21 protein-coding genes are annotated in these 23,178 nt (G+C 72.7%); 17 read left to right on the top strand and 4 right to left on the bottom strand.

All coding sequences use genetic code 11. From position 1 onward, the window contains the following. Positions 1-17 precede the first annotated feature (17 nt). The 15 genes from nusA (at position 18) to BKA00_RS01360 (ending at position 16,369) form a co-directional block, all read left to right on the top strand. Positions 18-1,067 (top strand): transcription termination factor NusA, encoded by a 1,050-nt coding sequence (gene nusA, locus BKA00_RS01290; RefSeq protein ID WP_185033527.1) that lies wholly within the window; start codon positions 18-20, stop codon positions 1,065-1,067. A gap of 4 nt (positions 1,068-1,071) precedes the next feature. Next, positions 1,072-1,374, top strand: a complete 303-nt coding sequence (locus BKA00_RS01295) for a YlxR family protein (RefSeq protein ID WP_185023177.1) — start codon at positions 1,072-1,074, stop codon at positions 1,372-1,374. A 108-nt stretch (positions 1,375-1,482) separates the two neighbouring features. Beyond that, positions 1,483-4,563: a translation initiation factor IF-2 gene (gene infB, locus BKA00_RS01300; RefSeq protein ID WP_185023178.1), complete on the top strand. Its 3,081-nt coding sequence runs from the start codon at positions 1,483-1,485 to the stop codon at positions 4,561-4,563. Between the two features lie 201 nt (positions 4,564-4,764). Beyond that, on the top strand, positions 4,765-5,061 hold the full coding sequence (locus BKA00_RS01305; protein WP_230299211.1) for a DUF503 domain-containing protein: 297 nt from the start codon (positions 4,765-4,767) through the stop codon (positions 5,059-5,061). Between the two features lie 83 nt (positions 5,062-5,144). Continuing rightward, entirely contained in the window at positions 5,145-5,684 is a 540-nt protein-coding gene (gene rbfA, locus BKA00_RS01310; RefSeq protein WP_185023180.1) for a 30S ribosome-binding factor RbfA, read from the top strand. Beyond that, positions 5,681-6,907 (top strand): DHH family phosphoesterase, encoded by a 1,227-nt coding sequence (locus tag BKA00_RS01315; RefSeq protein ID WP_230299202.1) that lies wholly within the window; start codon positions 5,681-5,683, stop codon positions 6,905-6,907. Before rbfA ends, BKA00_RS01315 begins: the two co-directional genes overlap by 4 nt. Before the next feature lie 98 nt (positions 6,908-7,005). Then, positions 7,006-7,875, top strand: a complete 870-nt coding sequence (gene truB, locus BKA00_RS01320) for a tRNA pseudouridine(55) synthase TruB (RefSeq protein WP_185023181.1) — start codon at positions 7,006-7,008, stop codon at positions 7,873-7,875. Positions 7,876-7,980: 105 nt separating this feature from the next. Next, positions 7,981-8,649: a PAQR family membrane homeostasis protein TrhA gene (trhA, locus tag BKA00_RS01325; RefSeq protein ID WP_230299203.1), complete on the top strand. Its 669-nt coding sequence runs from the start codon at positions 7,981-7,983 to the stop codon at positions 8,647-8,649. A gap of 136 nt (positions 8,650-8,785) precedes the next feature. Beyond that, positions 8,786-9,727, top strand: a complete 942-nt coding sequence (locus BKA00_RS01330) for a bifunctional riboflavin kinase/FAD synthetase (protein WP_185023182.1) — start codon at positions 8,786-8,788, stop codon at positions 9,725-9,727. 337 nt (positions 9,728-10,064) lie between these two features. Beyond that, positions 10,065-10,334, top strand: a complete 270-nt coding sequence (gene rpsO, locus BKA00_RS01335; protein ID WP_067792110.1) for a 30S ribosomal protein S15 — start codon at positions 10,065-10,067, stop codon at positions 10,332-10,334. 237 nt (positions 10,335-10,571) lie between these two features. Then, positions 10,572-12,944 (top strand): polyribonucleotide nucleotidyltransferase, encoded by a 2,373-nt coding sequence (locus tag BKA00_RS01340; RefSeq protein ID WP_221492973.1) that lies wholly within the window; start codon positions 10,572-10,574, stop codon positions 12,942-12,944. A 92-nt stretch (positions 12,945-13,036) separates the two neighbouring features. Continuing rightward, entirely contained in the window at positions 13,037-14,353 is a 1,317-nt protein-coding gene (locus BKA00_RS01345) for a M16 family metallopeptidase (RefSeq protein WP_185023183.1), read from the top strand. 91 nt (positions 14,354-14,444) lie between these two features. Then, positions 14,445-15,068: an FMN-dependent NADH-azoreductase gene (locus BKA00_RS01350; RefSeq protein ID WP_185023184.1), complete on the top strand. Its 624-nt coding sequence runs from the start codon at positions 14,445-14,447 to the stop codon at positions 15,066-15,068. A gap of 36 nt (positions 15,069-15,104) precedes the next feature. Further along, positions 15,105-15,842 (top strand): 4-hydroxy-tetrahydrodipicolinate reductase, encoded by a 738-nt coding sequence (gene dapB, locus BKA00_RS01355; protein ID WP_185023185.1) that lies wholly within the window; start codon positions 15,105-15,107, stop codon positions 15,840-15,842. Then, entirely contained in the window at positions 15,842-16,369 is a 528-nt protein-coding gene (locus BKA00_RS01360) for a transglutaminase-like domain-containing protein (RefSeq protein WP_185023186.1), read from the top strand. Before dapB ends, BKA00_RS01360 begins: the two co-directional genes overlap by 1 nt. A gap of 10 nt (positions 16,370-16,379) precedes the next feature. Here BKA00_RS01360 and BKA00_RS01365 read toward each other — a convergent pair whose 3' ends face one another. From BKA00_RS01365 to modA, 3 genes are all read right to left on the bottom strand, one after another. Further along, positions 16,380-17,258, bottom strand: coding sequence for a sigma-70 family RNA polymerase sigma factor (locus BKA00_RS01365; protein ID WP_185023187.1), 879 nt, complete (start codon positions 17,256-17,258; stop codon positions 16,380-16,382). 211 nt (positions 17,259-17,469) lie between these two features. Beyond that, on the bottom strand, positions 17,470-19,542 hold the full coding sequence (gene ftsH, locus BKA00_RS01370) for an ATP-dependent zinc metalloprotease FtsH (RefSeq protein WP_230299204.1): 2,073 nt from the start codon (positions 19,540-19,542) through the stop codon (positions 17,470-17,472). 114 nt (positions 19,543-19,656) lie between these two features. Beyond that, positions 19,657-20,436, bottom strand: a complete 780-nt coding sequence (gene modA, locus BKA00_RS01375) for a molybdate ABC transporter substrate-binding protein (RefSeq protein ID WP_185023189.1) — start codon at positions 20,434-20,436, stop codon at positions 19,657-19,659. A gap of 113 nt (positions 20,437-20,549) precedes the next feature. On the opposite strand from modA, the gene BKA00_RS01380 reads away from it, so the two are divergent. Both BKA00_RS01380 and BKA00_RS01385 read left to right on the top strand, forming a co-directional pair. Then, entirely contained in the window at positions 20,550-21,224 is a 675-nt protein-coding gene (locus tag BKA00_RS01380) for a uracil-DNA glycosylase (RefSeq protein ID WP_185023190.1), read from the top strand. Between the two features lie 91 nt (positions 21,225-21,315). Next, positions 21,316-22,347: a hypothetical protein gene (locus BKA00_RS01385; RefSeq protein ID WP_185023191.1), complete on the top strand. Its 1,032-nt coding sequence runs from the start codon at positions 21,316-21,318 to the stop codon at positions 22,345-22,347. On the opposite strand, the gene BKA00_RS01390 is transcribed toward BKA00_RS01385, so the two are convergent. Further along, the gene (locus BKA00_RS01390; RefSeq protein ID WP_185033543.1) at positions 22,311-23,177 is read right to left on the bottom strand and encodes a 1,4-dihydroxy-2-naphthoate polyprenyltransferase; all 867 of its coding nucleotides are present in this window, start codon (positions 23,175-23,177) and stop codon (positions 22,311-22,313) included. The two genes, BKA00_RS01385 and BKA00_RS01390, sit on opposite strands and share 37 nt — an antisense overlap. Position 23,178: the final 1 nt, after the last annotated feature.

Here is a 23,178-nt window from a genome sequence, read left to right on the forward strand (position 1 = left end):
ACCTCGTGGACATCGACATGACCGCCCTTCGGGGCCTGGAGAGCGAGAAGGACATCTCGCTCGAGGTGGCCGTCAAGGCCATCGAAGACGCCCTGCTGATCGCCTACCACCGGACGGAGGGCGCGGCGCCGAAGGCGCGCGTCGAGCTGGACCGGCAGAGCGGCCACGTCACGGTGTGGGCGACCGAGACCGACGACGAGGGCAACGCCGTCGGCGAGTTCGACGACACCCCGACCGGGTTCGGCCGCATCGCCGCGACCACCGCCAAGCAGGTGATCCTGCAGCGCCTGCGCGACGCCGAGGACGAGCTGACCTTCGGCGAGTACGCGGGCCGCGAGGGCGACATCGTCAGCGGCATCATCCAGCAGGGCAAGGACCCGCGCAGCGTGCTGGTCGACCTCGGCAAGATCGAGGCGATCCTGCCGCCGCAGGAGCAGGTGCCCGGCGAGCGCTACGAGCACGGCGAGCGGCTGCGCGCCTACGTGGTGCAGGTCCGCAAGGGCCACCGCGGCCCGTCGGTGCAGCTGTCGCGCACCCACCCGAACCTCGTCCGCAAGCTGTTCGCGCTGGAGGTGCCCGAGATCGCCGACGGCACCGTGGAGATCGCGGCGATCGCCCGGGAGGCCGGCCACCGCACCAAGATCGCGGTTCGCTCGCGCAAGTCCGGGGTGAACGCCAAGGGGGCCTGCATCGGCCCGCTCGGCAGCCGCGTCCGCAACGTGATGGGCGAGCTGCACGGCGAGAAGATCGACATCGTGGACTGGTCGGAGGACCCCGCGGAGTTCGTCGGGAATGCCCTGTCCCCGGCGCGCGTTTCGAGTGTCGAGGTGGTCGACGCCGACGCCCGGGTCGCCCGGGTGGTGGTGCCCGACTACCAGCTGTCCCTCGCGATCGGCAAGGAAGGGCAGAACGCCCGGCTCGCCGCCCGGCTCACCGGCTGGCGGATCGACATCCGGTCCGACACCGAGCCCGTACAGACGCCCCCGAACAGCGCCGGACAGGGCGAATCCGGATCTTCTGCGTCAGGAGAACATGCGACAGGCCCCGCCGACGCCTCGGCGCGGTAGACTCATGGGACGTGGCCCGGCGGCCGCTGTTCGCACGTGCGTGGGTTGCCGGGTTCGCACGGTCAAGTCCGACTTGCTGCGCCTGGTGGTGGTCGAGGGCGTCATCGTCCCCGATCCTCGCGGGCGGCTGCCGGGACGGGGTGCGCATCTGCATCCCGATCCGGAGTGTCTCGCACTCGCAGAGCGGCGTCGGGCGTTCCCGCGGGCGTTCCGCCTGCCGGGCCCGCTCGACGCCGGTCCGCTGCGGGAGCGACTTGCGGCCCTCGCCGCAAGTCAGCAGGATGGCCGAATGGTAAGCGACGTCTAGTCGGAAGCAGGTCGAGATTGCTATGAGCGCTCGATGAGCACGCCGCGATGAGTACGGCAAGTTAGCGACGGTCCGGAGGCCGCACCCCCGGACCGAGTAGGGAGTGCAGTGGCGAAGGTCCGGGTTTATGAACTCGCCAAGGAGTTCGGAGTAGAGAGCAAGGTCGTCATGGCCAAGCTCCAGGAAATGGGCGAGTTCGTACGGTCGGCGTCCTCCACGATTGAGGCGCCGGTCGTTCGCAGGCTGACAGAAGCCTTCTCAAATTCTTCTTCCGCCCCCAAGCAGGGCGACCGACGGAGCGCGGCCAAGAAGCCGGGTCCGCGCCCGTCCGCACCGCCGCGTCCGGGTTCTTCCGGCGGCGGTTCCGATTCCCAGGGTGCCCGTCCCGGCCCCCGCCCGGGTCCGCGGCCTGCCGCGCCCCGGCCGGGTCCCGGCGGTTCCGGCGGCCAAGGCGGCCAGACCGGTCCCGGTGTCCCGGGCGGTCCCGGCGGCCAGGGAGGTCAGGGCGGTGCGCCCAGGCCCGCCCCGCAGCCGCAGTCCCAGCCCGCTCCGGCGCCGCGTCCGCCGGTCCCGCCGGCGCCCAGCACGCCGGTGAACGCGCCCGCGGCGCAGGGCCCGAGCGCCCCGCCCGCGTCCGCTCCCGGTACCGGGGCGGGCAACCGCGCTCCCGGCGCCCCGGGCGGCCCGAAGCCGGGCCCCCGCGCGCCGAAGCCGGGCCCGCGTCCGGCTCCGCGCCAGGGCGGCGGCGGCGGTGGCGGCGGCCGCGGTCCCGGTGGGCCGCGTCCGGGCAACAACCCGTTCAGCTCGACCAACACCGGCATGGGCCAGGCGCCCAAGCCGGGGCCGCGTCCCGGCCCCCGTCCGGGCGGTGACCGCCCGGGTGGCGGCGGTGGAGCCGCGGGCGGTCCGCGTCCCGGCCCGCGGCCGGGCGGCGCTCCCGGCGCCGGCGGTCCGCGCCCGAATCCGGGCGGCATGCCGCCCCGTCCGGGCGGCCCGCGTCCGAGCCCGATGAACATGCCGTCCTCGCGGCCCGCCGGCGCCCCCGGGCGCGGCGGTCCCGGTGGCGGTCCCGGTGGCGGCGGCGGTGGCCGCGGTCCGGGCGGCGGCGGTCGTCCCGGTGGCGGCGGCGGTGGCCGCGGTCCCGGTGGCGGCGGTCGTCCCGGCGGCGGCGGCTTCGGCGCCCCCCGCGCGGGTGCCGGCGGCCGTCCGGGCGGCGGCGGCTTCGGCCCCCGTCCCGGTGGCGGCGGTCGCGGTCGCGGCGGCACGCAGGGCGCCTTCGGGCGTCCCGGCGGGCGCCCGGCGCGCGGTCGCAAGTCGAAGCGGGCGCGTCGTCAAGAGTTCGAGAACATGCAGGCGCCCGCCGCCGGCGGCGTCTCGGCTCCGCGCGGCAACGGCAAGACCATCCGGCTGGCGCAGGGCGCGACCCTGACCGACTTCGCCGAGAAGATCGGCGCCAACCCGGCGTCGCTCGTCGCGATCATGATGCACCTCGGCAAGATGGTCACCGCGACCCAGTCGGTCGACCCCAACGACCTGATGGAGCTCGGGCTCGAGCTGGACTTCGACGTCCAGGTCGTCAGCCCCGAGGACGAGGACCGCGCGCTGCTCGAGTCCTTCGACATCGAGTACGGCGAGGACGAGGGCGGCGAGGAGAACCTCCAGTCCCGTCCGCCGGTCGTCACCGTCATGGGTCACGTCGACCACGGTAAGACCAAGCTGCTGGACGCCGTCCGGCACGCCAACGTGCAGGCGGGCGAGGCCGGCGGCATCACCCAGCACATCGGCGCCTACCAGGTCGAGACCGAGGTCGACGGCGAGGAGCGCAAGATCACCTTCATCGACACCCCGGGTCACGAGGCGTTCACCGCCATGCGTGCCCGCGGTGCCGACACCACCGACCTGGTGGTGCTGGTGGTCGCCGCCGACGACGGCGTCAAGCCGCAGACCACCGAGGCGATCGACCACGCCACCGCGGCCGGGGTCCCGATCGTCGTCGCGGTCAACAAGATCGACGTCGAGGGCGCGGACCCGAACCGGGTCCGGGCGCAGCTCACCGAGTACGGCCTGGTCGCCGAGGAGTTCGGCGGCGACACGCAGTTCATCGACGTGTCCGCCAAGCAGGGGACCAACATCGACGGGCTGCTGGAGGCGATCGTCCTGACCGCCGACGCCGCGCTCGACCTGAAGGCCAACCCCGACATGCCCGCCCAGGGCTCGGCCATCGAGGCCCACCTGGACAAGGGCCGGGGCGCCGTGGCGACCGTGCTGGTCCAGCGCGGCACGCTGCGGGTCGGCGACTCGATCGTCTGCGGCGTGGCCAACGGCCGCGTCCGGGCGATGCTCGACGAGAACGGCAACAGCGTCGAGGAGGCGGGCCCGTCCCGTCCGGTGATGGTGCTCGGCCTCGCGGCCGTGCCCGGCGCGGGCGACAACTTCCTGGTCGTCGAGGACGACCGGATCGCCCGGCAGATCGCCGACAAGCGGGTCGCGCGCAAGCGCAACGCCGAACTGCTCAAGAGCCGCAAGAGCAGCTCGCTGGAAGAGCTGTTCAAGGACCTGGAGCGGGGCGAGCGGCAGGAGCTGCTGCTCATCCTCAAGGGCGACGTGTCCGGTTCCGTCGAGGCGCTGGAGGACTCCCTCCTCAAGATCGACGTGGGCGACGAGGTCAACCTGCGGATCATCCGCCGCGGCGTCGGCGCGATCACGCAGGACGACGTCAACCTGTCGCTGGCGTCCGAGGGCGCGGTCATCATCGGCTTCAACGTGCGGCCCGAGCGCAACGCGCAGGAGCTGGCCGACCGCGAGGGCGTCGACATCCGGTACTACTCGATCATCTACCAGGCGATCGAGGAGATCGAGGCGGCCCTCAAGGGCATGCTCAAGCCGGAGTTCGAAGAGGTCCAGCTCGGCACCGCCGAGGTCCGCGAGATCTTCAAGGTGCCGCGGATCGGGAACGTCGCCGGTTCGATGGTCACCTCGGGGATCATCCAGCGCAACGCCAAGGCCCGTCTCGTCCGCGACGGCGTCGTGGTCTCCGACAACCTCACGGTGTCGTCGCTGCGCCGCTTCAAGGACGACGCGACCGAGGTCCGCGAGGGCTTCGAGTGCGGCATCGGCGTCGGGTTCAACGACATCAAGCTCGGTGACGTCATCGAGTGCTTCGAGATGCGGGAGAAGCCCCGCGACTGAGGCGGACGGCAGGTCCGCGCGGCCCCGTGAGGGGCCGCGCGGCCGGCCGGCCCGGCGGCCCTCCGGGGACGCCGACGATGTGATCGTTAATTGGGTGACCAAGCGCCAGGCGGATCTTCTAGCCTGGCGTCTGTCATGTCCGGGAACACGGCGGATGACCTCCGTCGTTTCCTCTCTGATGACTCCGAGGTGATCGACAAGGTGTACGTGGGTGCGCTGACTCTCGACCTGCTGCTGGGGGACGTCCGCTCGCTGAAGCAGAAGCGGTCCGTCCTGCGCCCCGTCATCGCCGAGGTGCAGAAGCGCTTCCCGGCGGTGGCCGTCGCCGAGACCGGCGACAACGACCTCCACCGCAGGGCGGAGATCGGAGTGGCGGTGGTGTCGGGCACGGCGGCCAACTGCACCGAGGTCCTCGACCAGTGCGAGCGGCTCGTGGCCGGACGGCCGGAGATCGAGCTGCTGTCCGCCCGGCAGCGCCTGTACGGCAGCGAGGACTGACGGGCGTCGCGGGCGGGCGCCGCCCCACAACGAAGGAGCGGGAACCGACCGTCCCGCTCAGACCATAGAAAGGGAGTGCGATCATGGTGGACGCAGCTCGGGCGCGCAAGCTCGCCGACCGCATCCAGCAGATCGTCGCCGAGATGCTGGAGAGGCGGATCAAGGATCCGCGGCTCGGCTTCGTGACCGTGACGGACACCCGCATCACCAACGACCTCCGCGACGCCACCGTGTACTACACGGTGTACGGGTCGGACGGCGAGCGCGCCGAGACGGCCGCCGCGCTGGAGAGCGCCAAGGGCGTCATCCGGTCGGAGGTGGGCAGGAAGACGGGCGTCCGCCACACGCCCAGCATCACCTTCGTGATGGACTCCCTGATGGAGAACGCGGCGCACATCGACGACCTGCTGGCCCAGGCGCGCGCCAAGGACGCCGAGGTGGCGCGGGCCGCGCAGGGCGCGTCCCCCGCGGGGGACGCCAACCCCTACCGCGAGCCCGGCTCCGACGAGGACGAGGACGAGGACGACGAGCTCGACGAGGACGGCGGAGACGAGGCCGACTTCGACGGGCACGACGCCACGGGGGACGGTGAGGACGGCCGCACCGGACGCCCGTCATCGTGAACGGCCCGGCCGAGACCGCGGCCCGCGCCGTGCCCGGCGCAGTCTGCGGGGCGGGTGCCCTGTCCGGACAGGGCGCGTACTCCGGGCCGGGCATGGCGGCCAGGTCCGACGGGCATGCCGGGGCCGACGCGACGTCCGCGTCCGGCGAGCCGCCTGAGCCCAAGCCCGGCGATCCGGCGGAGGCGGGCGTTCCGGCAGGGCCGGGCACGCCGTCGTCCGGCCCGGCGGCCGGGCCTCGCGGGGCGTCCGCCGAGCTCGACTGGGACCGCGCCGTCGAGCTGATCCGCGAGGCCGACGAGATCAGCCTCGTCTGCCACGTGGTCCCCGACGGCGACGCGCTCGGCTCGATGCTGGCGCTCGCACAGGCGCTGCGCGCGTGCGGCAAGCGCTGCCTGGCCTCGTTCGGGGAGCCGTTCGGCGTCCCGGCGATCCTGCGGTTCCTGCCGGGCCAGGAGATGCTGGTCGAACCGGGCCGGATGCCGCGCGCCCCGGAGCTGATGATCTCGCTGGACGCGGCGGGCCGGGCCCGGCTCGGCTCGCTCGCCGGCGCCGCCGACCGGGCCGGCGCGCTGATCGTCATCGACCACCACGCGTCCAACACCGGGTTCGGCGGCGTGCGGCTGGTCGACCCGGACGCCGCCGCCACGGCGGTGCTGGTCGAGGAGCTGATCCGCAGGCTCGGCGTGCCGCTCGACCGCGACATCGCCCAGGGCCTGTACGCGGGGCTCGCCAGCGACACCGGCTCCTTCAAGTACCCCTCCACGACTCCCGAGGTGCACGACCTGGCGGGACGGCTGCTGACGGCGGGCGTCCGGCCGGAGACGGTCAGCCGGGAGCTGTGGGACCGGGCCCCGTTCGACTACCTGCAGGTCCTCGCCGGCGCGCTGGCGCGTGCCCGGCTGGAGCGCGACGCCGCCGGCGGCCGCGGCCTGGTCTGGACGGCGATCGCCCGCGCGGACCGGCGCGGCCTGCCGTACGAGCAGCTCGAAGGCGTCATCGACCAGCTGCGCCGGACCGATGAGGCCGAGGTCGCCGTCGTGTGCAAGGAGACCGACGACGGCCGCTGGTACTTCTCCGCCCGGTCCAAGGGCCACATCGATCTGAGCAGGGTGTGCGCGGCCCTCGACGGCGGCGGCCACCGCGAGATGGCGGGCTTCGTCTGGGGAGGACCGCTCGACGAGGCGCTCGACCGGCTGCGCGCCCTGCTGCCCTCCGACCACTGACCGGAGTGAAGCCGTTCCCCGCGGACCACATGCGGAGGCAGGGGACGGCTAGAATCGCCGTTTCCGTCCGCCCGCCGTCTTCGAGGTGAAGCAAGAGCATGGATTCGGGACTCGTCATCGTGGACAAGCCCGCCGGCTGGACGTCGCACGACGTCGTGGGGAAGATGCGGCGGCTGGCCAAGACCCGGCGGGTCGGGCACGCGGGCACGCTGGACCCGATGGCGACGGGAGTGCTCGTCCTCGGGATCGGGAAGGCCACCCGGCTGCTCGGGCATCTCGCGCTGACCCGCAAGGGCTACGACGCCACGATCCGCCTGGGCGAGTCGACCAACACCGACGACGCGGAGGGCGAGACCATCGCGACCGCGTCCGCCGAGGCCGTCACCGAGGAGGCGCTGCGGGCCGGCGTCGCGGAGCTGACCGGGACGATCCAGCAGGTCCCGCCGCAGGTCAGCGCGATCAAGGTGAACGGTGAGCGGGCCTACAAGATGGCCCGCAAGGGCGAGGACGTGGAGCTCGCCGCCCGCCCGGTGACCGTGGACGAGTTCGCGGTCCTGGACGTCCGGCGGCACGGCGGCCTGATCGACGTGGACGCCTCGGTGTCCTGCTCGTCGGGGACCTACATCCGGGCGCTGGCCCGCGACCTCGGGGCCTCGCTCGGCTGCGGCGGGCATCTGACCGCGCTGCGCCGCACCCGCGTCGGGCCCTACGACCTGTCGATGGCGCGGACGCTCGACCGGCTCGCCGAGGAGCTGGAGATCCTGCCGATGGCCGAGGCCGTCGCGGCGGTGTTCCCGCGCCGGGACGTCTCCGACGACGACGCCCGCAAGGTCGCGCACGGCGGGCGGCTGCCGGCCGTCGGCCTCGGGCCGGGCCCGGTGGGCGTCTTCGCGCCGGACGGGACGCTGCTCGCGCTCGTCGAGGAGCGGGGACCGGTCGCCAAGTCCCTCGCGGTGTTCGTCTCCTGACCCGGAGGGGGTGCGCGCCCGTGGCGAGCATCACCGGAGGAACAGATGCGCCACCAACCTACGGTCACGTAACCTACTTGAGCGTAGGTTCGTAAGGAGGTGTCCGTGACCACGGTGAAAGACGACCCCCCGGTGGCGTCCCCCACCCGGCCGCGACTGCGCGGCTGGCTGCATCTCGGCGCGTTCCCCGCGGTGCTCGTCGCGGGGCTCGTGCTGGTGTCGCTAGGCCCGAGCGTGGAGGCGCGGCTGGCGTCGGCGCTGTACGTGGCGACCTCGGGAATGCTGTTCGGGATCTCGGGGACGTACCACCGGCAGCGGTCGCACCAGCTGATCGAGGTGCTGCGCCGCTTCGACCACGCCAACATCTATCTGATCATCGCGGGGACGTACACGCCGTTCGCGGTGCTGGCGCTGGACGGCGGCGTGCGCGTGGCCGTCCTCGCCATCGTGTGGACCGGGGCCATCGCCGGGGTCGTCTTCCGGACGACCTGGATCGGCGCTCCCCGCGCCCTCTACGTCGCCCTCTACATCGCGCTCGGCTGGGTGGCGGTGCTGTTCCTGCCGCAGTTCCTGTCCGGAGCGGGCCTGGCCGCCTGCCTCCTGGTCGCCGCAGGCGGGATCTGCTACAGCGTCGGCGGAGTGGTGTACGGGCTGCGCCGCCCCAACCCGTTCCCGAGCTGGTTCGGGTTCCACGAGGTGTTCCACGCCTGCACGCTGGCGGCCTACGTCCTGCAGTACATCGCGGTGTCGCTGGTCGTCTACCAGTCCGGCTGAGACCGTCCGCCGGACGCGCCGGGGGGGCGGGTGCCGCACACCACGCCCCCTGGGTGCGACCAACCCCGGCCCCGCATGGCACTCTTGAGGACGGCAAGAAGTACCTGACAGGAACGTCCTACGCAGGGAGAGCATGGTGCGGCGCTGGAATGGCCTCGACGAGGTTCCCGCAGACTGGGGCCGTTCGGTGATCACCATCGGGGTGTTCGACGGCGTGCACCGCGGCCACCAGCGGATCGTGGGGGCCGCCGCCGAGGAGGCGCGCCGCCGCGGGCTCCGCTCGGTGGTCATCACGTTCGACCCGCATCCGGACGAGGTCGTCCGGCCCGGGACGCACCCGCCGCTGCTCGCCACGACCAGGCGCCGCGTCGAGCTGCTGGAGGGCCTCGGCACCGACGCGGTCGTGGTCGTGCCCTTCACGCTGGAGCTGTCGAAGGTGCCGCCGGACGAGTTCGTCCAGTCGGTGCTGGTCGACCGGCTGCACGCCGCCCACGTGATCGTCGGTGAGGACTTCCGGTTCGGGCACAAGGCCAAGGGGGACGTGGCGCTGCTGCGGGAGCTCGGCGAGAAGTACGACTTCACCGCCGAGGGGATGCCGCTGGTGGCCGACGGCGACACGATCTCGTCCACCTACATCAGGGGGCGGCTCGACGCGGGCGACGTCGAGGCCGCCGCGCACGCGCTCGGCCGCCCGCACCGCGTCGAGGGCGTCGTCGTCCGCGGCCACCAGCGGGGCCGCGCGCTCGGGTTCCCCACCGCCAACCTGGAGACGCTGCCGCACACGGAGATCCCGGCGGACGGCGTCTACGGGGGCTGGCTCGTCTGCGACTCCGACCGCTACCCCGGGTTCCGCTGGCCGGCGGCGATCTCCATCGGGACGAACCCGACCTTCGAGGGCGCGGGGGAGCGGACCGTGGAGGCCTACGCCCTCGACCGCGACGACCTCGACCTGTACGGCGAGCACATGGCCGTCGACTTCACCGCGCGCATCCGCGACACGTTGAAGTTCGACTCCGTGGAAGCGCTGATCGAGGAGATGCACCGCGACGTGGCAAGAGCCCGCGAGATCACCTCCTGAGCTTGCCCCAAGCCCGCCGCGCTGCCACAAGGAGACCTGAACCGTCACGCGAGCGCTCGACCTGACCGGTGGGACGAAGCCGAAGGCGAACCCACCGGGAAGCTCGCGAAGCGAGGTCGCGCTCGCCCAGGACCGGTCGAGGTGCGAGCCGCCAGGCGAGCACCTCGGGCCGGTCTTGCGACCAATACAGCGTGGTACGGTGAATAGTCGCCGGGAAGGGCCCCGGCGCGGCTGGCTGCACCCTCATGCGGCCCGCCACCCTCTTAACACGCACCATGCGGACCCGTGCGCCCACCGGGCCTGGATCTGCGGGTGACGAATCCATCGAAGGAGCCACGTGTCGCTCGACACCGCCACCAAGAACCAGATCATCGCCGAGTACGCGACCACTGAGGGTGACACCGGATCCCCGGAGGTCCAGGTCGCGCTGCTGACGCGCCGTATCAACGATCTGACCGAGCACCTGAAGGAGCACAAGCACGACCACCACAGCCGCCGCGGTCTGCTGCTGCTGGTCGGCCGTCGTCGCCGCCTCCTGAAGTACCTCGCGAACAAGGACATCAACCGCTACCGGCAGCTGATCGAGCGACTCGGGCTGCGGCGCTAGCAGGGTGAGGGAGTGGTCCGCCGGGCCACTCCCTTCCTTTTACGGTCGGCGGGCCCACCCGGCCCCGGCCCCAATTTCAGAAAAGCCTCGCGGACACCGCTGGTGCGGGCCGGTCCTCGGTAGTGGCTTCCGGATCCGTTCCGCCGCGTCGGCGGCGCTCTCGATCCGGGTGCTTCGATCGAAGACCGGCAGCGTGACAGCCAACGGGAAACGGCCGCGAGGACCGACATGGAACCCATGAGGAGGTTTCCCGTGACAGAAGCCGTGCGCATCGACGGTGCGCAGACCACCGAAGCCGTGATCGACAACGGCACGTTCGGCACCCGCACCATCCGCTTCGAGACCGGCCGGCTGGCCCGGCAGGCGGCCGGCTCCGCCGTCGCCTACCTCGACGACGAGACGATGGTGCTGTCGGCGACGACCGCGTCCAAGAAGCCCAAGGACAACCTGGACTTCTTCCCGCTGACCGTGGACGTCGAGGAGCGGATGTACGCCGCCGGGCGCATCCCGGGCTCGTTCTTCCGCCGCGAGGGGCGTCCGTCCGAGGACGCGATCCTGACCTGCCGGCTGATCGACCGGCCGCTGCGCCCGTCGTTCACCAAGGGCCTGCGCAACGAGATCCAGGTCGTCGAGACGATCATGGCGCTGCACCCCGACCACCTGTACGACGTCGTGGCGATCAACGCCGCCTCGATGTCCACGCAGCTGGCGGGCCTGCCCTTCTCCGGCCCGATCGGCGGCGTCCGCGTCGCGCTGATCGAAGGCCAGTGGGTCGGCTTCCCGACCCACCCCGAGCTGGAGCGCGCGACCTTCGACATGGTCGTGGCCGGCCGGGTGCTGGCCGACGGCGATGTCGCGATCATGATGGTGGAGGCGGAGTCCACCCGCGACACCATCAAGCTCGTCGGCGAGGGCGCGACCGCGCCCACCGAGGAGACCGTCGCCGAGGGCCTCGAGGCGGCCAAGCCGTTCATCAAGGCGCTGTGCAAGGCGCAGAGCGACCTCGCGGCCGTGGCCGCCAAGGAGACCCGCGAGTACCCGATCTTCCTGGACTACCAGGACGACGTGCTCGCCGCCGTCACCGACGCGGTCAGCGGCGACCTGTCGCAGGCGCTCACCATCGCCGGCAAGCAGGAGCGCGAGTCCCGGCTCGACGAGATCAAGGCGGCCGCCGCCGAGAAGCTCGCCGAGCAGTTCGAGGGGCGCGAGAAGGAGATCTCCGCCGCCTACCGCGCCGTCACCAAGAAGCTCGTCCGCGAGCGGGTGATCCGCGACGGGCTGCGCATCGACGGCCGCGGCCTGAAGGACATCCGCCAGCTGACGGCCGAGGCGCACGTCATCCCGCGGGTGCACGGCTCGGCGCTGTTCGAGCGCGGCGAGACGCAGATCCTCGGCGTGACGACGCTGAACATGCTCCGCATGGAGCAGACGATCGACACGCTGAACCCCGAGCGCACCAAGCGCTACATGCACAACTACAACTTCCCGCCGTACTCCACCGGCGAGACCGGCCGGGTCGGCTCCCCGAAGCGCCGCGAGATCGGCCACGGCGCCCTCGCCGAGCGCGCCCTGATCCCGGTGCTGCCCTCGCGCGAGGAGTTCCCGTACGCGATCCGGCAGGTGTCGGAGGCGCTCGGCTCCAACGGCTCCACCTCGATGGGCTCGGTGTGCGCGTCCACCATGTCGCTGCTGGACGCGGGCGTCCCGCTCAGGCAGATGGTGGCGGGCATCGCGATGGGCCTGATCAACGAGGGCGACGAGTACGTCACGCTGACCGACATCCTCGGCGCCGAGGACGCCTTCGGCGACATGGACTTCAAGGTCGCCGGCACCCGTGACCTGATCACGGCGCTGCAGCTGGACACCAAGCTCGACGGCATCCCCGCCTCGGTGCTGGCCGCCGCGCTGAAGCAGGCCAAGGGCGCCCGCCTGGCGATCCTGGACGTGATGCAGGAGGCCATCGAGGCGCCCGCCGAGATGAGCCCGAACGCGCCGCGGATCATCACGATCAAGGTCCCGGTCGACAAGATCGGCGAGGTCATCGGCCCCAAGGGCAAGATGATCAACTCGATCCAGGACGACACCGGCGCCGACATCACGATCGAGGACGACGGCACCATCTACGTCGGCGCCACCGACGGGCCGTCCGCCGAGGCCGCGCGGCAGGCGATCAACTCGATCGCCAACCCGCACATGCCGGAGGTCGGCGAGCGGTTCCTCGGCACCGTCGTCAAGACGACCACGTTCGGCGCGTTCGTGTCGCTGCTGCCCGGCAAGGACGGCCTGCTGCACGTCTCGCAGATCCGCAAGCTGCACGGCGGCGCGCGGATCGAGAACGTCGAGGACGTCATGGGCGTCGGCGAGAAGATCCAGGTCGAGGTCACCGAGATCGACCAGCGCGGCAAGCTGTCGCTGGTGCCGGTCGAGGTGGTCGATCGCGAGGCCGCCGGGAAGGCCGAGGCGGACGGCGGCGAGGAGCCCGACTCCGCGCCCGCCTCCGGTGACGGCGAGTCCGGCGAGCGCCGGGAACGCCGCGACGACGGGCGCGGTCCGCGCCGCCGCCGCACCCGCCGCGGGACCGACGACGACGCCGGCCAGCGCAACTCCTGATCCAGGCCCATGACCGGCCGGCGGGTCCGCAGCGCGACGAGGCTGCGGACCGGCCGGCCGGTCGCTTTCCCCCGACGGAATGTGAGCGACACGTGACCCTGCCGGCGCGGGCGCAGGAGCCCGGCACCACCACCACGATCCACACCGACGGCGCCGGCGCGGTCCGCCGCACCGTCCTGCCCGGCGGGCTCCGGGTCATCACCGAGACGATGCCGACCGTGCGCTCCGCGGCGTTCGGCATCTGGTCGGCGGTCGGCTCCCGCGACGAGGTCCCCGCCGACGCCGGCGCCAGCCACTACCTGGAGCACGTGCTGTTCAAGGGCACCCGGCGGCGGTCGGCCCTGGAGATCTCCGCGGCGATCGACGCGGTCGGCGGCGACCTCAACGCGTTCACCGCCAAGGAGTACACCTGCTACTACGCGCGGGTCCTGGACTCCGACCTGCCCCTCGCGGTGGACGTGGTCTCCGACATGGTGGCGGCGTCGGTGAACCGCCCCGAGGACGTCGAGGCCGAGCGCGGCGTGATCCTCGAAGAGATCCACATGCGCGACGACGACCCGGGCGACCTGATCCACGACGAGTTCGCCACGGCGCTGTACGGCGACACCCCGCTCGGGCGCCCCATCCTCGGCACCGAGGAGTCGATCAACACGCTGTCCCGGGACCGGATCCACGGCTACTACCGGCAGCACTACGTCCCGCCGAACCTGGTGGTGTCGGCGGCGGGCAACATCGACCACGACGAGACGGTCCGGCTGGTGTCGGAGGCCTTCGCCGAGCACCTGCGCGGCGACGCCCGGCCCGCCGCGCCCCGGCTGAACGGCGCGCCCGTCCCGCTGGACCCGCGCAGCGTGGTGATCGACAAGGACACCGAGCAGGCGCACATCATCATCGGCGGCGCCGGCACGTCCCGCACCGACGAGCGCCGGTTCGCGCTCGGCGTGCTGAACGCGGCGCTCGGCGGCGGCATGTCGTCCCGCCTGTTCCAGGAGATCCGCGAGAAGCGCGGGCTGGCGTACTCCGTCTACAGCTACACGGCCCAGTACGCCGACTCCGGCGTCTTCGGCGTCTACGCGGGCTGCCAGCCCGCCAAGGCCGAGGAGGTCCTGTCGATCTGCCGGGACGAGCTGGCCAAGGCCGCCGACGGCCTCGACGACGAGGAGCTGGAGCGCGGCAAGGGCCAGCTGCGCGGCGCCATGGTGCTCGGTCTGGAGGACACCGGCTCCCGGATGAGCCGCATCGGCAAGAGCGAGCTGGTCTACGAGTCGCTGCTGCCCGTGGACGAGGTCCTGGCGCGCATCGAGGCCGTCACGCCCGACGACGTGCGCGCCATCGCCCGCGACGTGCTGGCGGGCCCGCAGGCCCTGACCGTGATCGGCCCGGTGGGGGACCGCGAGTTCGGAGCCTGACGAACCTCTCGCTTGTTAAACGGACCATGGTCCGCTACTCTTCCGGGGAGTAAGCGGACCTTGGTCCGTATCTTTGGGTGAGAGGACTCCCATGTCTCGTCTGCTGCACATCTCCGCGTCCCCGCGCGGTGCCGCCTCCGAGTCGCTGGCGATGGCCGGAGCGTTCCTGGACGCCTACCGCGAGACCCACGGCGACACCGTCGACCACCTCGACCTCTGGGAGGCCGGCCTTCCCGCCTTCGGCCCCGCGGGGGCCGGCGCCAAGATGACCGTGCTCGCGGGCGACGAACCGTCCGGCGAGCAGGCCGCCACCTGGCGGGCCGCCCGGGAGGTCTTCGAGCGCTACGACTCCTACGACCGCTACCTGTTCAGCGTCCCGATGTGGAACTCCAGCGTCCCGTACATCCTCAAGCAGTTCATCGACGTCGTCTCGCAGCCCGGATGGGTTTTCCGCTTCGACCCTGAGAAGGGCTACAGCGGCCTGCTGCGGGGCAAGAAGGCCGCCGTCGTGTACACCAGCGCCGTCTACGGTGAGGGCCGCGGGCCCGCGTTCGGCCGCGACCACCAGGCCCCGTTCCTGGAGGGCTGGCTGCGCTGGACGGGGATCACCGACATCGCCACCGCCGAGTTCCGCCCGAACCTCGCCACCGCCGACGCCGAGACCGGGCGCCGCTCCGCGCACGCCGAGGCGCGCGAGCTGGGCAAGCGCTTCTGACGATAGGCTCGGGGCGACGTCAACCGGGAGGAACACGTGACAAAGGTCGGGGTGCTGGGCGCGCAGGGCCGGATGGGCGCCGAGGTGTGCCGCGCCGTCGAGGGAGCCGGCGACATGGAGCTCGTCGCCGCCGTCGACCAGGGTGACGCGCTCGACGCGCTGTCCGCGGCGGAGGTCGTCGTCGACTTCACCCACCCCGGCGTCGTCATGGAAAACCTCAGGTGGTGCGTCGAGCGCGGTCTGCACGCGGTCGTCGGCACCACCGGCTTCGACCCGTCCCGGCTCGACACGGTCCGCTCCTGGCTGACCGGCGAGTCGTCCGGGAACGTGCTCATCGCCCCGAACTTCGGCATCGGCGCGGTGCTGATGATGCACTTCGCGCAGAAGGCGGCCCCGTTCTTCGAGTCCGTCGAGATCGTCGAGACGCACCACCCGCACAAGGCGGACGCTCCGTCCGGCACCGCCTACCGCACCGCCGAGCTGGTCGCCGCCGCCCGCGCCGAGGCGGGCGTCGCCCCGTCCCCGGACGCCACCACCTCCGGGGTCGAGGGCGCCCGCGGCGCCGACGTGGACGGCGTCCGCGTGCACGCCGTCCGCATGTCCGGCGCCGTCGCCCACCAGGAGGTCGTCCTCGGCGGGCACGGCGAGCTGTTCACCATCCGGCACGACTCGATGAACCGCGAGTCGTTCATGCCGGGGGTGCTGCTGGCCGTCCGAAAGGTCCCCGAGCTCGAGCGCCTCACGGTCGGCATCGAGGCGCTCCTCGGCCTGTGATGGACTTCGACGCCGAACCCTGGGACTACCTCGCCGCGTCCGAGGCGATCGACATCGAGCACCCGCTCGTCCAGTCGATCGCCGCGGAACTGCGCGACGGCGACGACATCGCCTACGCGCGGGCTGCGTTCGACTACGTCCGCGACCGGATCCCGCACTCCATGGACACCGGCGACACCCGCGTGCCGTGGCGGGCCTCCGACGTCCTCGAACAGCGCACGGGCCTGTGCTTCGCCCAGTCCCACGCCTACGTCGCCCTCCTTCGCGCGGGCGGCGTCCAGGCGGGGCTCTGCTACCAGCAGCGCCCCGGCTTCGTCCACGGCCTGGCCGCCGCCCTCGTCGACGACATGTGGGTCCGCCTCGACCCCCGCGACCCGGCCGTGACCTTCTCCGCCTCCGCCGACGCCCTGGCCTACCCGGACGACCCGATCCTTCCGACCGTCCACGCGGCTCCGCACCCCACGGTCCTCAACGCCCTGAAGGGCATGACGGCCCTCACCGTCTCGGCGCTCCCCGCCGCCCTGTGACGCGGCCGGGTCAGCCGGAGTAGACGAGGTCGAGGGCGGCGAGGCGGTCGTGGTCGGCCAGGATGTCGATCGCGGTGACCCGATCGTCCGCGACCGTGAAGGCCAGGACGGACTGCGGGCGCCCGTCCTGGAACCAGACGATCCCGGCGGTGCCGTTGACCAGGGCGTGCATGACCTGGCCCCGGGTCGTCCTGCGGAACCTGATCGCCTGCCCGGCGACGTTCTCGGCGCCGACGACCTCCGTCCAGCCGCCCGGGATGGCGCCGACGTCGGCGCGCAGCACCACGTCCGGGGCGAGGACGGCGACGAGCGCCTCGAAGTCGCCGTCGTTGGCGGCGGCGTTGAAGGCGTCCACGACCGCGCGCTGTCGGGCCGGGTCGCGTTCGGGGTCCGGGGCCGTGCCGCGCACCCGGCGGCGGGCGCGGCTGGCCAGCTGGCGGGCGGCCGCGGGGGACCGTCCGACGATGGGCGCGATGTCCTCGAACGGCACGCCGAAAGTGTCGTGCAGGACGAACGCCAGCCTTTCGGCGGGGGTGAGGGACTGCAGGACCACCAGGAGCGCGAGACCGACCGAGTCGGCCACCAGGGCCTCGTACTCGGGGTCGGTGGCGGTGGCGCTGACGACCGGGTCGGGCAGGCGCTGCTCCAGCGGGTCCTCGCGGCGGGACGTGCGCGAGCGCAGCATGTCCAGGCACACCCGTCCCACGACGGTCGTCAGCCAGCCGCCCAGGTTCTCGATGTCGCCCGCGTTGGACCGGCTGAGCTTCAGCCAGGCCTCCTGGACGGCGTCGTCGGCCTCCGCGAGTGAGCCCAGCATCCGGTAGGCGACCGCCTTCAGATGCGTGCGGTGCCCCTCGAAGCGCTCGGCCAGGAACTCGCGCTCGTCCATCACGTCCCCCTCTGTGCCACCAGGTCATAACACTGACGGACGCCGCGGCCCGGATGTGACCGGGGTTGTGCGGAAACCGGGGCGGGGCCTAACGGTCGGCAGGTGGACGCGACGTTCGCGCGCGACATGGGGGGTGATGGCGTACTTCCGTGTGTAGTCAGAGTACCCAGTCTCGGTGAACGCCTCTGGGTGACACGGGTGAAGGGGCGGGTCAGCGGGGGGTCTTGGTGAGGTCGGCCTCGCGGATGGTGCGGTCGACGCCGGCGGCGGCGTAGGCGGCCGCCTCGTCGAGGGTCTCGTTCTCCAGGAGGGCGGCGGCCAGGGAGTCCAGCTTGTCGCGGTGGGTGCGGAGGGTCTCCAGGGCCTCGGCGTAGCACTCGTCGACGATCCGGCGGGCCTCCAGGTCGACGGCGTCCAGGGTGCCCTGGGCGGCGTACTGGCCCATCGGGTCCGATCCGTCCGCGGGGAGGATCGACAGGGGGCCGATCTTCTGGGACATGCCCCAGCGGCCCACCATCCCGCGGGCGATCTTGGTGACCTGCTCCAGGTCGCTCTCCGAGCCGGTGGTGATCACGCCGAACACCAGCTCCTCGGCGGCCATGCCGCCGAGCGCGCCGATGATGCGGCCGCGCAGGTAGCGCTCGTCGTAGGCGTAGCGGTCGTCGTCGGGGGTGGAGACGGTGACGCCGAGCGCGCGGCCGTGCGGCACGATCGTGATCTTGCGGACGGGGTCGGCGCCCGGCTGCAGCATGCCGAGCAGGCCGTGCCCGGACTCGTGGTAGGACGTGCGGCGGCGCTCCTCGAACGGCATGACCAGGGAGCGGCGGGTGCCGAGCTGCACCTTCTCCAGGGCGCTCTGGAAGTCGTCCATGTCCACGGCGTCCTTCTCGCGCTTGACGGCGAGCAGGGCGGCCTCGTTGACCAGGTTGGCCAGCTCGGCGCCGGTCATCCCGGGGGTCATCCTGGCGATCGAGAGGATGTCGGCGTCGGCGGAGAGCGGGACGTCGCGGGTGTGCACGCCGAGGATCGCGACGCGCCCGTCCAGGTCGGGCGGGGACACCGCGACCTGCCGGTCGAACCGGCCGGGGCGCATGAGGGCCGGGTCCAGGATGTCGGGACGGTTCGTCGCGGCGATCACGACGACGCCCTCGGAGCCGGAGAAGCCGTCCATCTCGGTGAGGATCTGGTTGAGGGTCTGCTCGCGCTCGTCGTGGCCGCCCATGCTGGCGCCGCCGCCGCGCGCCCGCCCGATGGTGTCGATCTCGTCGATGAAGATGATCGAGGGGGCGGTCTTGCGGGCCTCGGTGAACAGCTCGCGGACGCGGGCGGCGCCGACGCCGACGACCATCTCGATGAACTCCGACGCGGCCGCGGAGTAGAACGGGACGTCGGCCTCGCCGGCGACGGCGCGGGCGAGCAGGGTCTTGCCGGTGCCGGGCGCGCCGGTCAGCAGAACGCCGCGGGGGACGCGGGCGCCCATCCGGCGGTACTTGCCGGGGTCCTTGAGGAAGTCGACGATCTCGCTGAGCTCCGCCTCGACCTCGTCGATGCCGGCGACGTCGGCGAACGTGGCGCGCTTGTCGTCCGCGGCCACGGGCTTGGGGGAGCGGTTGAAGCCGCCCATGAGACCGCCCCCGCCGCCGGTCATGCGGCGCTGCAACCAGACCATCACGCCGATCCACAGGCCGACGAACAGCAGGGTCGGCAGCAGCGACAGCAGCAGGTTGGCGAGCAGGCCGCGGTCCTCGTTGACCGGCTTGGCCTCGACCTCGACGCCCTTGCGCACCATCTCCGTGTAGATCTTGTCGTCGGCGAACGCGGGACGCAGCGTCTCGAACGAGGAATAGGTCTTCTCCGCGTGCCCCGGGACCGGCCGCTTGCTCTTCAGCTGGCCCTGGATCTGGTAGCCCTTGGTGTAGACGTCCTTCACGTTCCCGGCGGCGACCTGCTGGGTGAACGCCGTGTAGGGGACCGTCACCCGCTCCTTCTGGCCGGTGAGGTGCATGGAGACGTAGCTCAGCCCGAAGACGGCCAGCAGCAGCGCCCAGAAGACCGCGTTGTTCCGGTTCGGCTTCCACCCGCCCCCGCGCAGGCCGGACGCCCGCTTGTCCCTGCGGTCGGGGACGCCTTCGGCGCGCCAGGGCTGGTCGGGGTCGCTGCGGGGCGGCACCGACTGGCGCCGGCCGGGCTCGGCCGTGCCGGAGCGCTGCGCGCCGGTGTTCGGCGCCGTCCCGTTCGGTCGCGGTGCCCCGTTGGGCTGTGGCGCGGGTCGCTGGTCCGGCACGTGTCGCATCTCCCCGTACAACGCGCCCCGCAGGCCGGGGCGATCAGGTGTTCCCGAGCCCTGGGGGGCTCCGGGGAGGTAAACGGAAGTGGGCCCCCATCCGTTCCCCGCGGGTCACTGGGGAGCGGTCGGTGTGACGAAGCCGTACTTGTTGAACAGCCGCTGCGCGTCGGGTGTGACCAGCCACGCCACGAACGCGTTCGCCGCGTCCTCGTGGTCCCCGCCGCGGACGACCGCGGCGGGGAAAGACGCGGTGACGTTCTGGTCCGCCGGGATGGGCACGCTGCTCGCCGCGATCCCGGCCGAGTTCAGGTCGGTGACGAAGACGACGCCCGCGTCGGCCTCGCCGGCGCGGACCCGGTCCAGGACGGCCCGCGCGCTGATCTCCTCGCTGCTCCACCGGGCGGTCACGCCGGCCTTGGCGAGGACCTGGCGGGTGTAGCGGCCGACCGGGACCGACCCGGCGCCGACGACCACCCGCAGGCCCGGCCGCGCCAGGTCCCGCAGGTCGCGGATCCGGTGCGGGTTGCCCGGCCCGACCGCGATCGTGAGCGCGTCGCGGGCGATGACGCGGCGGCGCCCGCCCAGGTACTCGTCGGCCTCGTCCATGCTCGCCCCGTCGGCCGTCACCAGGACGTCCGCGGGCTCGTGCTCGGCGAGGCGGTCGGCGATCTCCGGCGTCCCGCCGAACGCGAACCGCAGCCTGACGTCCGGGTTCTGCTGGTGGTAGGCCTCCCCGACCTCGCCGAGCACCTCCGTCATCGAGGAGGTGGCGAGGACGGTGAGCGTTGCCGGCCCGGAGGGGCCGCCGCAGCCCGCGCCGAGGGCGGGCAGGACGAGCGCCGCGAGCAGCGCGGACGCGCGCAGGCGCCGCCGATGGGGGGAATCGGGCATTTGTCTCATCCTAGGGTCGGGGGGTTCGAGGTCCCTGGATTCGGCCGTGGCGTGTCACAGGCCCGCACTAGTGTTCGGGGCAACTGGAGATCACGTTTCTCGGAGGCCCGACGATGTCCCTCGACCTGTTGGAACTGCTGCCCGGCGACTGGCGCGAGCGGCTCGACCCGCTGCTCGACCCGGTCGGCACCGCCGCGCTGGGCGCGTTCGTCGCGGGAGAGTACGCCGGGCAGACCGTCTACCCGCCGCGCGAGGACCTGTTCAACGCGTTCCGGCACTGCCCGTTCGACGGCGCCCGCGTCCTGGTCCTCGGGCAGGACCCCTACCACGGCCCCGGCCAGGCGCACGGGTTGAGCTTCAGCGTGCGCGAGGGCGTGCGGCTCCCCCCGTCGCTGCGCAACATCTACAAGGAGCTGGCGGCCGACCTGGAGGTCCCCGCGCCGGTGTCCGGCGACCTGACCCGCTGGGCCGACCAGGGCGTCCTGCTGCTGAACGCGGTGCTGACCGTCCGGGCCGGCGAGGCGGGCTCGCACGCGGGCAAGGGCTGGGAGGACTTCACCGACGCAGCGATCCGCGCGCTGAACGACAAGAGCGAGCGCGTCGTGTTCGTCCTCTGGGGCGCCTACGCCCGCAAGAAGGCCCGCCTGATCACCGGTCCCCAGCACACCGTGATCGAGTCGGCGCACCCGAGCCCGCTCAGCGCGAAGAAGTTCTTCGGGACGCGCCCGTTCAGCGCCGTCAACAAGGCCCTCGTCGACGCCGGCCGCGCCGAGATCGACTGGGCCTGACCGTTCGTCTCACCCGCGCGGGGGAGCGGTGCGCCCGTCCTCCCTCCGCGGCGGGAGGCGCGGGGCGGGCGGCCCGGTGGATCGTCGGTCCATGACCGTTTCAGTTCACCGGCCCGCCGAGCGGCCGCGCGTCGCGCACGCCGGCCCCGGGCGCGCCCGCCTGGCCGTCTGCGCGGCGACGATCGCCGCGTGCGCCCCCTACCTCACCATCAAGATCGCGTGGCTGTCGGGCAGCACGGTCGGCTGGAACGACGCCGCCGCGGCCGAGGACTCCGCGCTGTACGTGGGCAACGCGATCACGCTCGCCATGGACGCGGCGGCCGTGCTGGTGGCGGCGGCGTTCACCTTCCGCTGGGGCCGCCGGATCCCGGCGTGGCTGGTGCTGGCGCCGATCTGGATCGCGGTGGGGCTGCTCGCGCCGATCGTCCTCGCCGTCCCGCTCGGCACGCTCCTGCAGACGTTCTTCTCATCCGAGCCGCTCATGGGCGACGAGAACGCCCTCCAGGGCTGGGTGTACGGCGTCGTCTACACGGGCTTCACCCTGCAGGGCATCGGGTTGCTGACGGCGTTCGTCCTGTACGCGCGCGAAAGGTGGCCGCGGACGTTCGAGATCCGCACCGCGAGCGTCCCCAAGGGGCCGACCCACTCGCTGCAGGTGCTCCTGGCGCGCGTGGCGGTCGCTCCGGCCGCGGTCTTCGCGGCCGTGCAGCTCTTCTGGGCGTCCGGAGGGACGGCGGGCCTCCACGGGGGCGAGGCCACGGACCGGAACCTGGCCCAGCAGCTGGCCGACGGTGCGGAGGGCCTGCTCGCGGTCGCCGCCGCGGCGGCGCTGGTGCTGATCGTCCGGCGCGCGGGCCGTCCCGGCCGGTTCGCGGTGCCGCTCGCCGCCGCCTGGGCCGGCTCCGGCACCATGTTCGCGGCGTCCCTGTACGGGCTGCTCGTGGTGCTCGGCCGGCCGGGCTTCCTGGCGCCGGACACCGCGTCCGCCACGGGCCTCGTCGCCCTCGCCGGGGTGCTCGCCGGGCTCGTCACCGGCCTGACCGGCGCGTTCCTGCTGGCCGAGAACCAGAGCGCCCTGGCCGGGGGTCAGAGCGCCAGGCCGACCGCCAGCAGCACTCCGTAGGCGATCTGGAGCCGGCCGGTCTCGCCGAGCACCGGGATCAGGGCGGGACCGGCCGCGCCGTTCAGCACCTTCTGCGTCGGCGGCAGCGACAGCGGCGCCGCGAGCAGCGCGAGCAGCGCCCACGGGTGCGGCGCCGCCAGGGCCAGGGCGAACATGAACGGCAGCGCGGTGCACGCCGCGTACAGGATCCGGGTCCAGCGGTCGCCCAGCACGACGGCGAGCGTCCGCTTGCCCGACTCCCGGTCGGTGGGGATGTCGCGCAGGTTGTTGGCGACGAGCATCCCGCACGCCAGCAGCCCGATCGGGACCGCCGCCGCCCACGCCTCCCACGGCAGCTCCTCGATCTGGACGTAGGTCGTCCCGACGACGGCGACGAGGCCGAAGAAGACGAACACCGAGACCTCGCCCAGCGCGCGGTACCCGTACGGCGTCTTGCCGCCCGTGTAGAACCAGGCGGCGAGGATCGCGAACGCGCCGACGAGCAGCAGCCACCACGTCGTCACGGCGGCCAGGACGAGCCCGGCGACGGCGGCGACCAGGAAGCAGCCGAGCGCGGCGGCCAGCACCTGCTTGGGCGGTGCGGCCTTCGACCCGACGAGCCGCAGCGGGCCCACGCGGTCCTCGTCGGTGCCGCGGATGCCGTCGCTGTAGTCGTTGGAGTAGTTCACCCCGATCTGCAGCACGAGGGCGACGACGGCGGCGAGGACGCCGCGCCACCAGACGGGGTCGCCCTCGCCCACGGCGACGCCGGTGCCGACGACGACGGGAACGAGGGACGCGGGCAGGGTGCGGGGCCGGGATCCGGCGACCCATTGGGAGAGCGTGGCCACA

It is taken from the genome of Actinomadura coerulea, assembly GCF_014208105.1.
Taxonomy (GTDB): Bacteria; Actinomycetota; Actinomycetes; order Streptosporangiales; family Streptosporangiaceae; genus Spirillospora; species Spirillospora coerulea.

Bases quoted from the DNA above. Each gene is read 5' to 3' on its own strand.
- nusA (WP_185033527.1), top strand. From the start codon at position 18: ATGACCGCCCTTCGGGGCCTGGAGAGCGAGAAGGACATCTCGCTCGAG.
- modA (WP_185023189.1), bottom strand. From the start codon at position 20,436: ATGCCCGATTCCCCCCATCGGCGGCGCCTGCGCGCGTCCGCGCTGCTC.
- BKA00_RS01360 (WP_185023186.1), top strand. From the start codon at position 15,842: ATGGACTTCGACGCCGAACCCTGGGACTACCTCGCCGCGTCCGAGGCG.
- BKA00_RS01380 (WP_185023190.1), top strand. From the start codon at position 20,550: ATGTCCCTCGACCTGTTGGAACTGCTGCCCGGCGACTGGCGCGAGCGG.
- BKA00_RS01340 (WP_221492973.1), top strand. From the start codon at position 10,572: ATGAGGAGGTTTCCCGTGACAGAAGCCGTGCGCATCGACGGTGCGCAG.
- BKA00_RS01295 (WP_185023177.1), top strand. From the start codon at position 1,072: ATGGGACGTGGCCCGGCGGCCGCTGTTCGCACGTGCGTGGGTTGCCGG.
- BKA00_RS01365 (WP_185023187.1), bottom strand. From the start codon at position 17,258: ATGGACGAGCGCGAGTTCCTGGCCGAGCGCTTCGAGGGGCACCGCACG.
- rbfA (WP_185023180.1), top strand. From the start codon at position 5,145: ATGGTGGACGCAGCTCGGGCGCGCAAGCTCGCCGACCGCATCCAGCAG.
- BKA00_RS01385 (WP_185023191.1), top strand. From the start codon at position 21,316: ATGACCGTTTCAGTTCACCGGCCCGCCGAGCGGCCGCGCGTCGCGCAC.
- BKA00_RS01350 (WP_185023184.1), top strand. From the start codon at position 14,445: ATGTCTCGTCTGCTGCACATCTCCGCGTCCCCGCGCGGTGCCGCCTCC.
- truB (WP_185023181.1), top strand. From the start codon at position 7,006: ATGGATTCGGGACTCGTCATCGTGGACAAGCCCGCCGGCTGGACGTCG.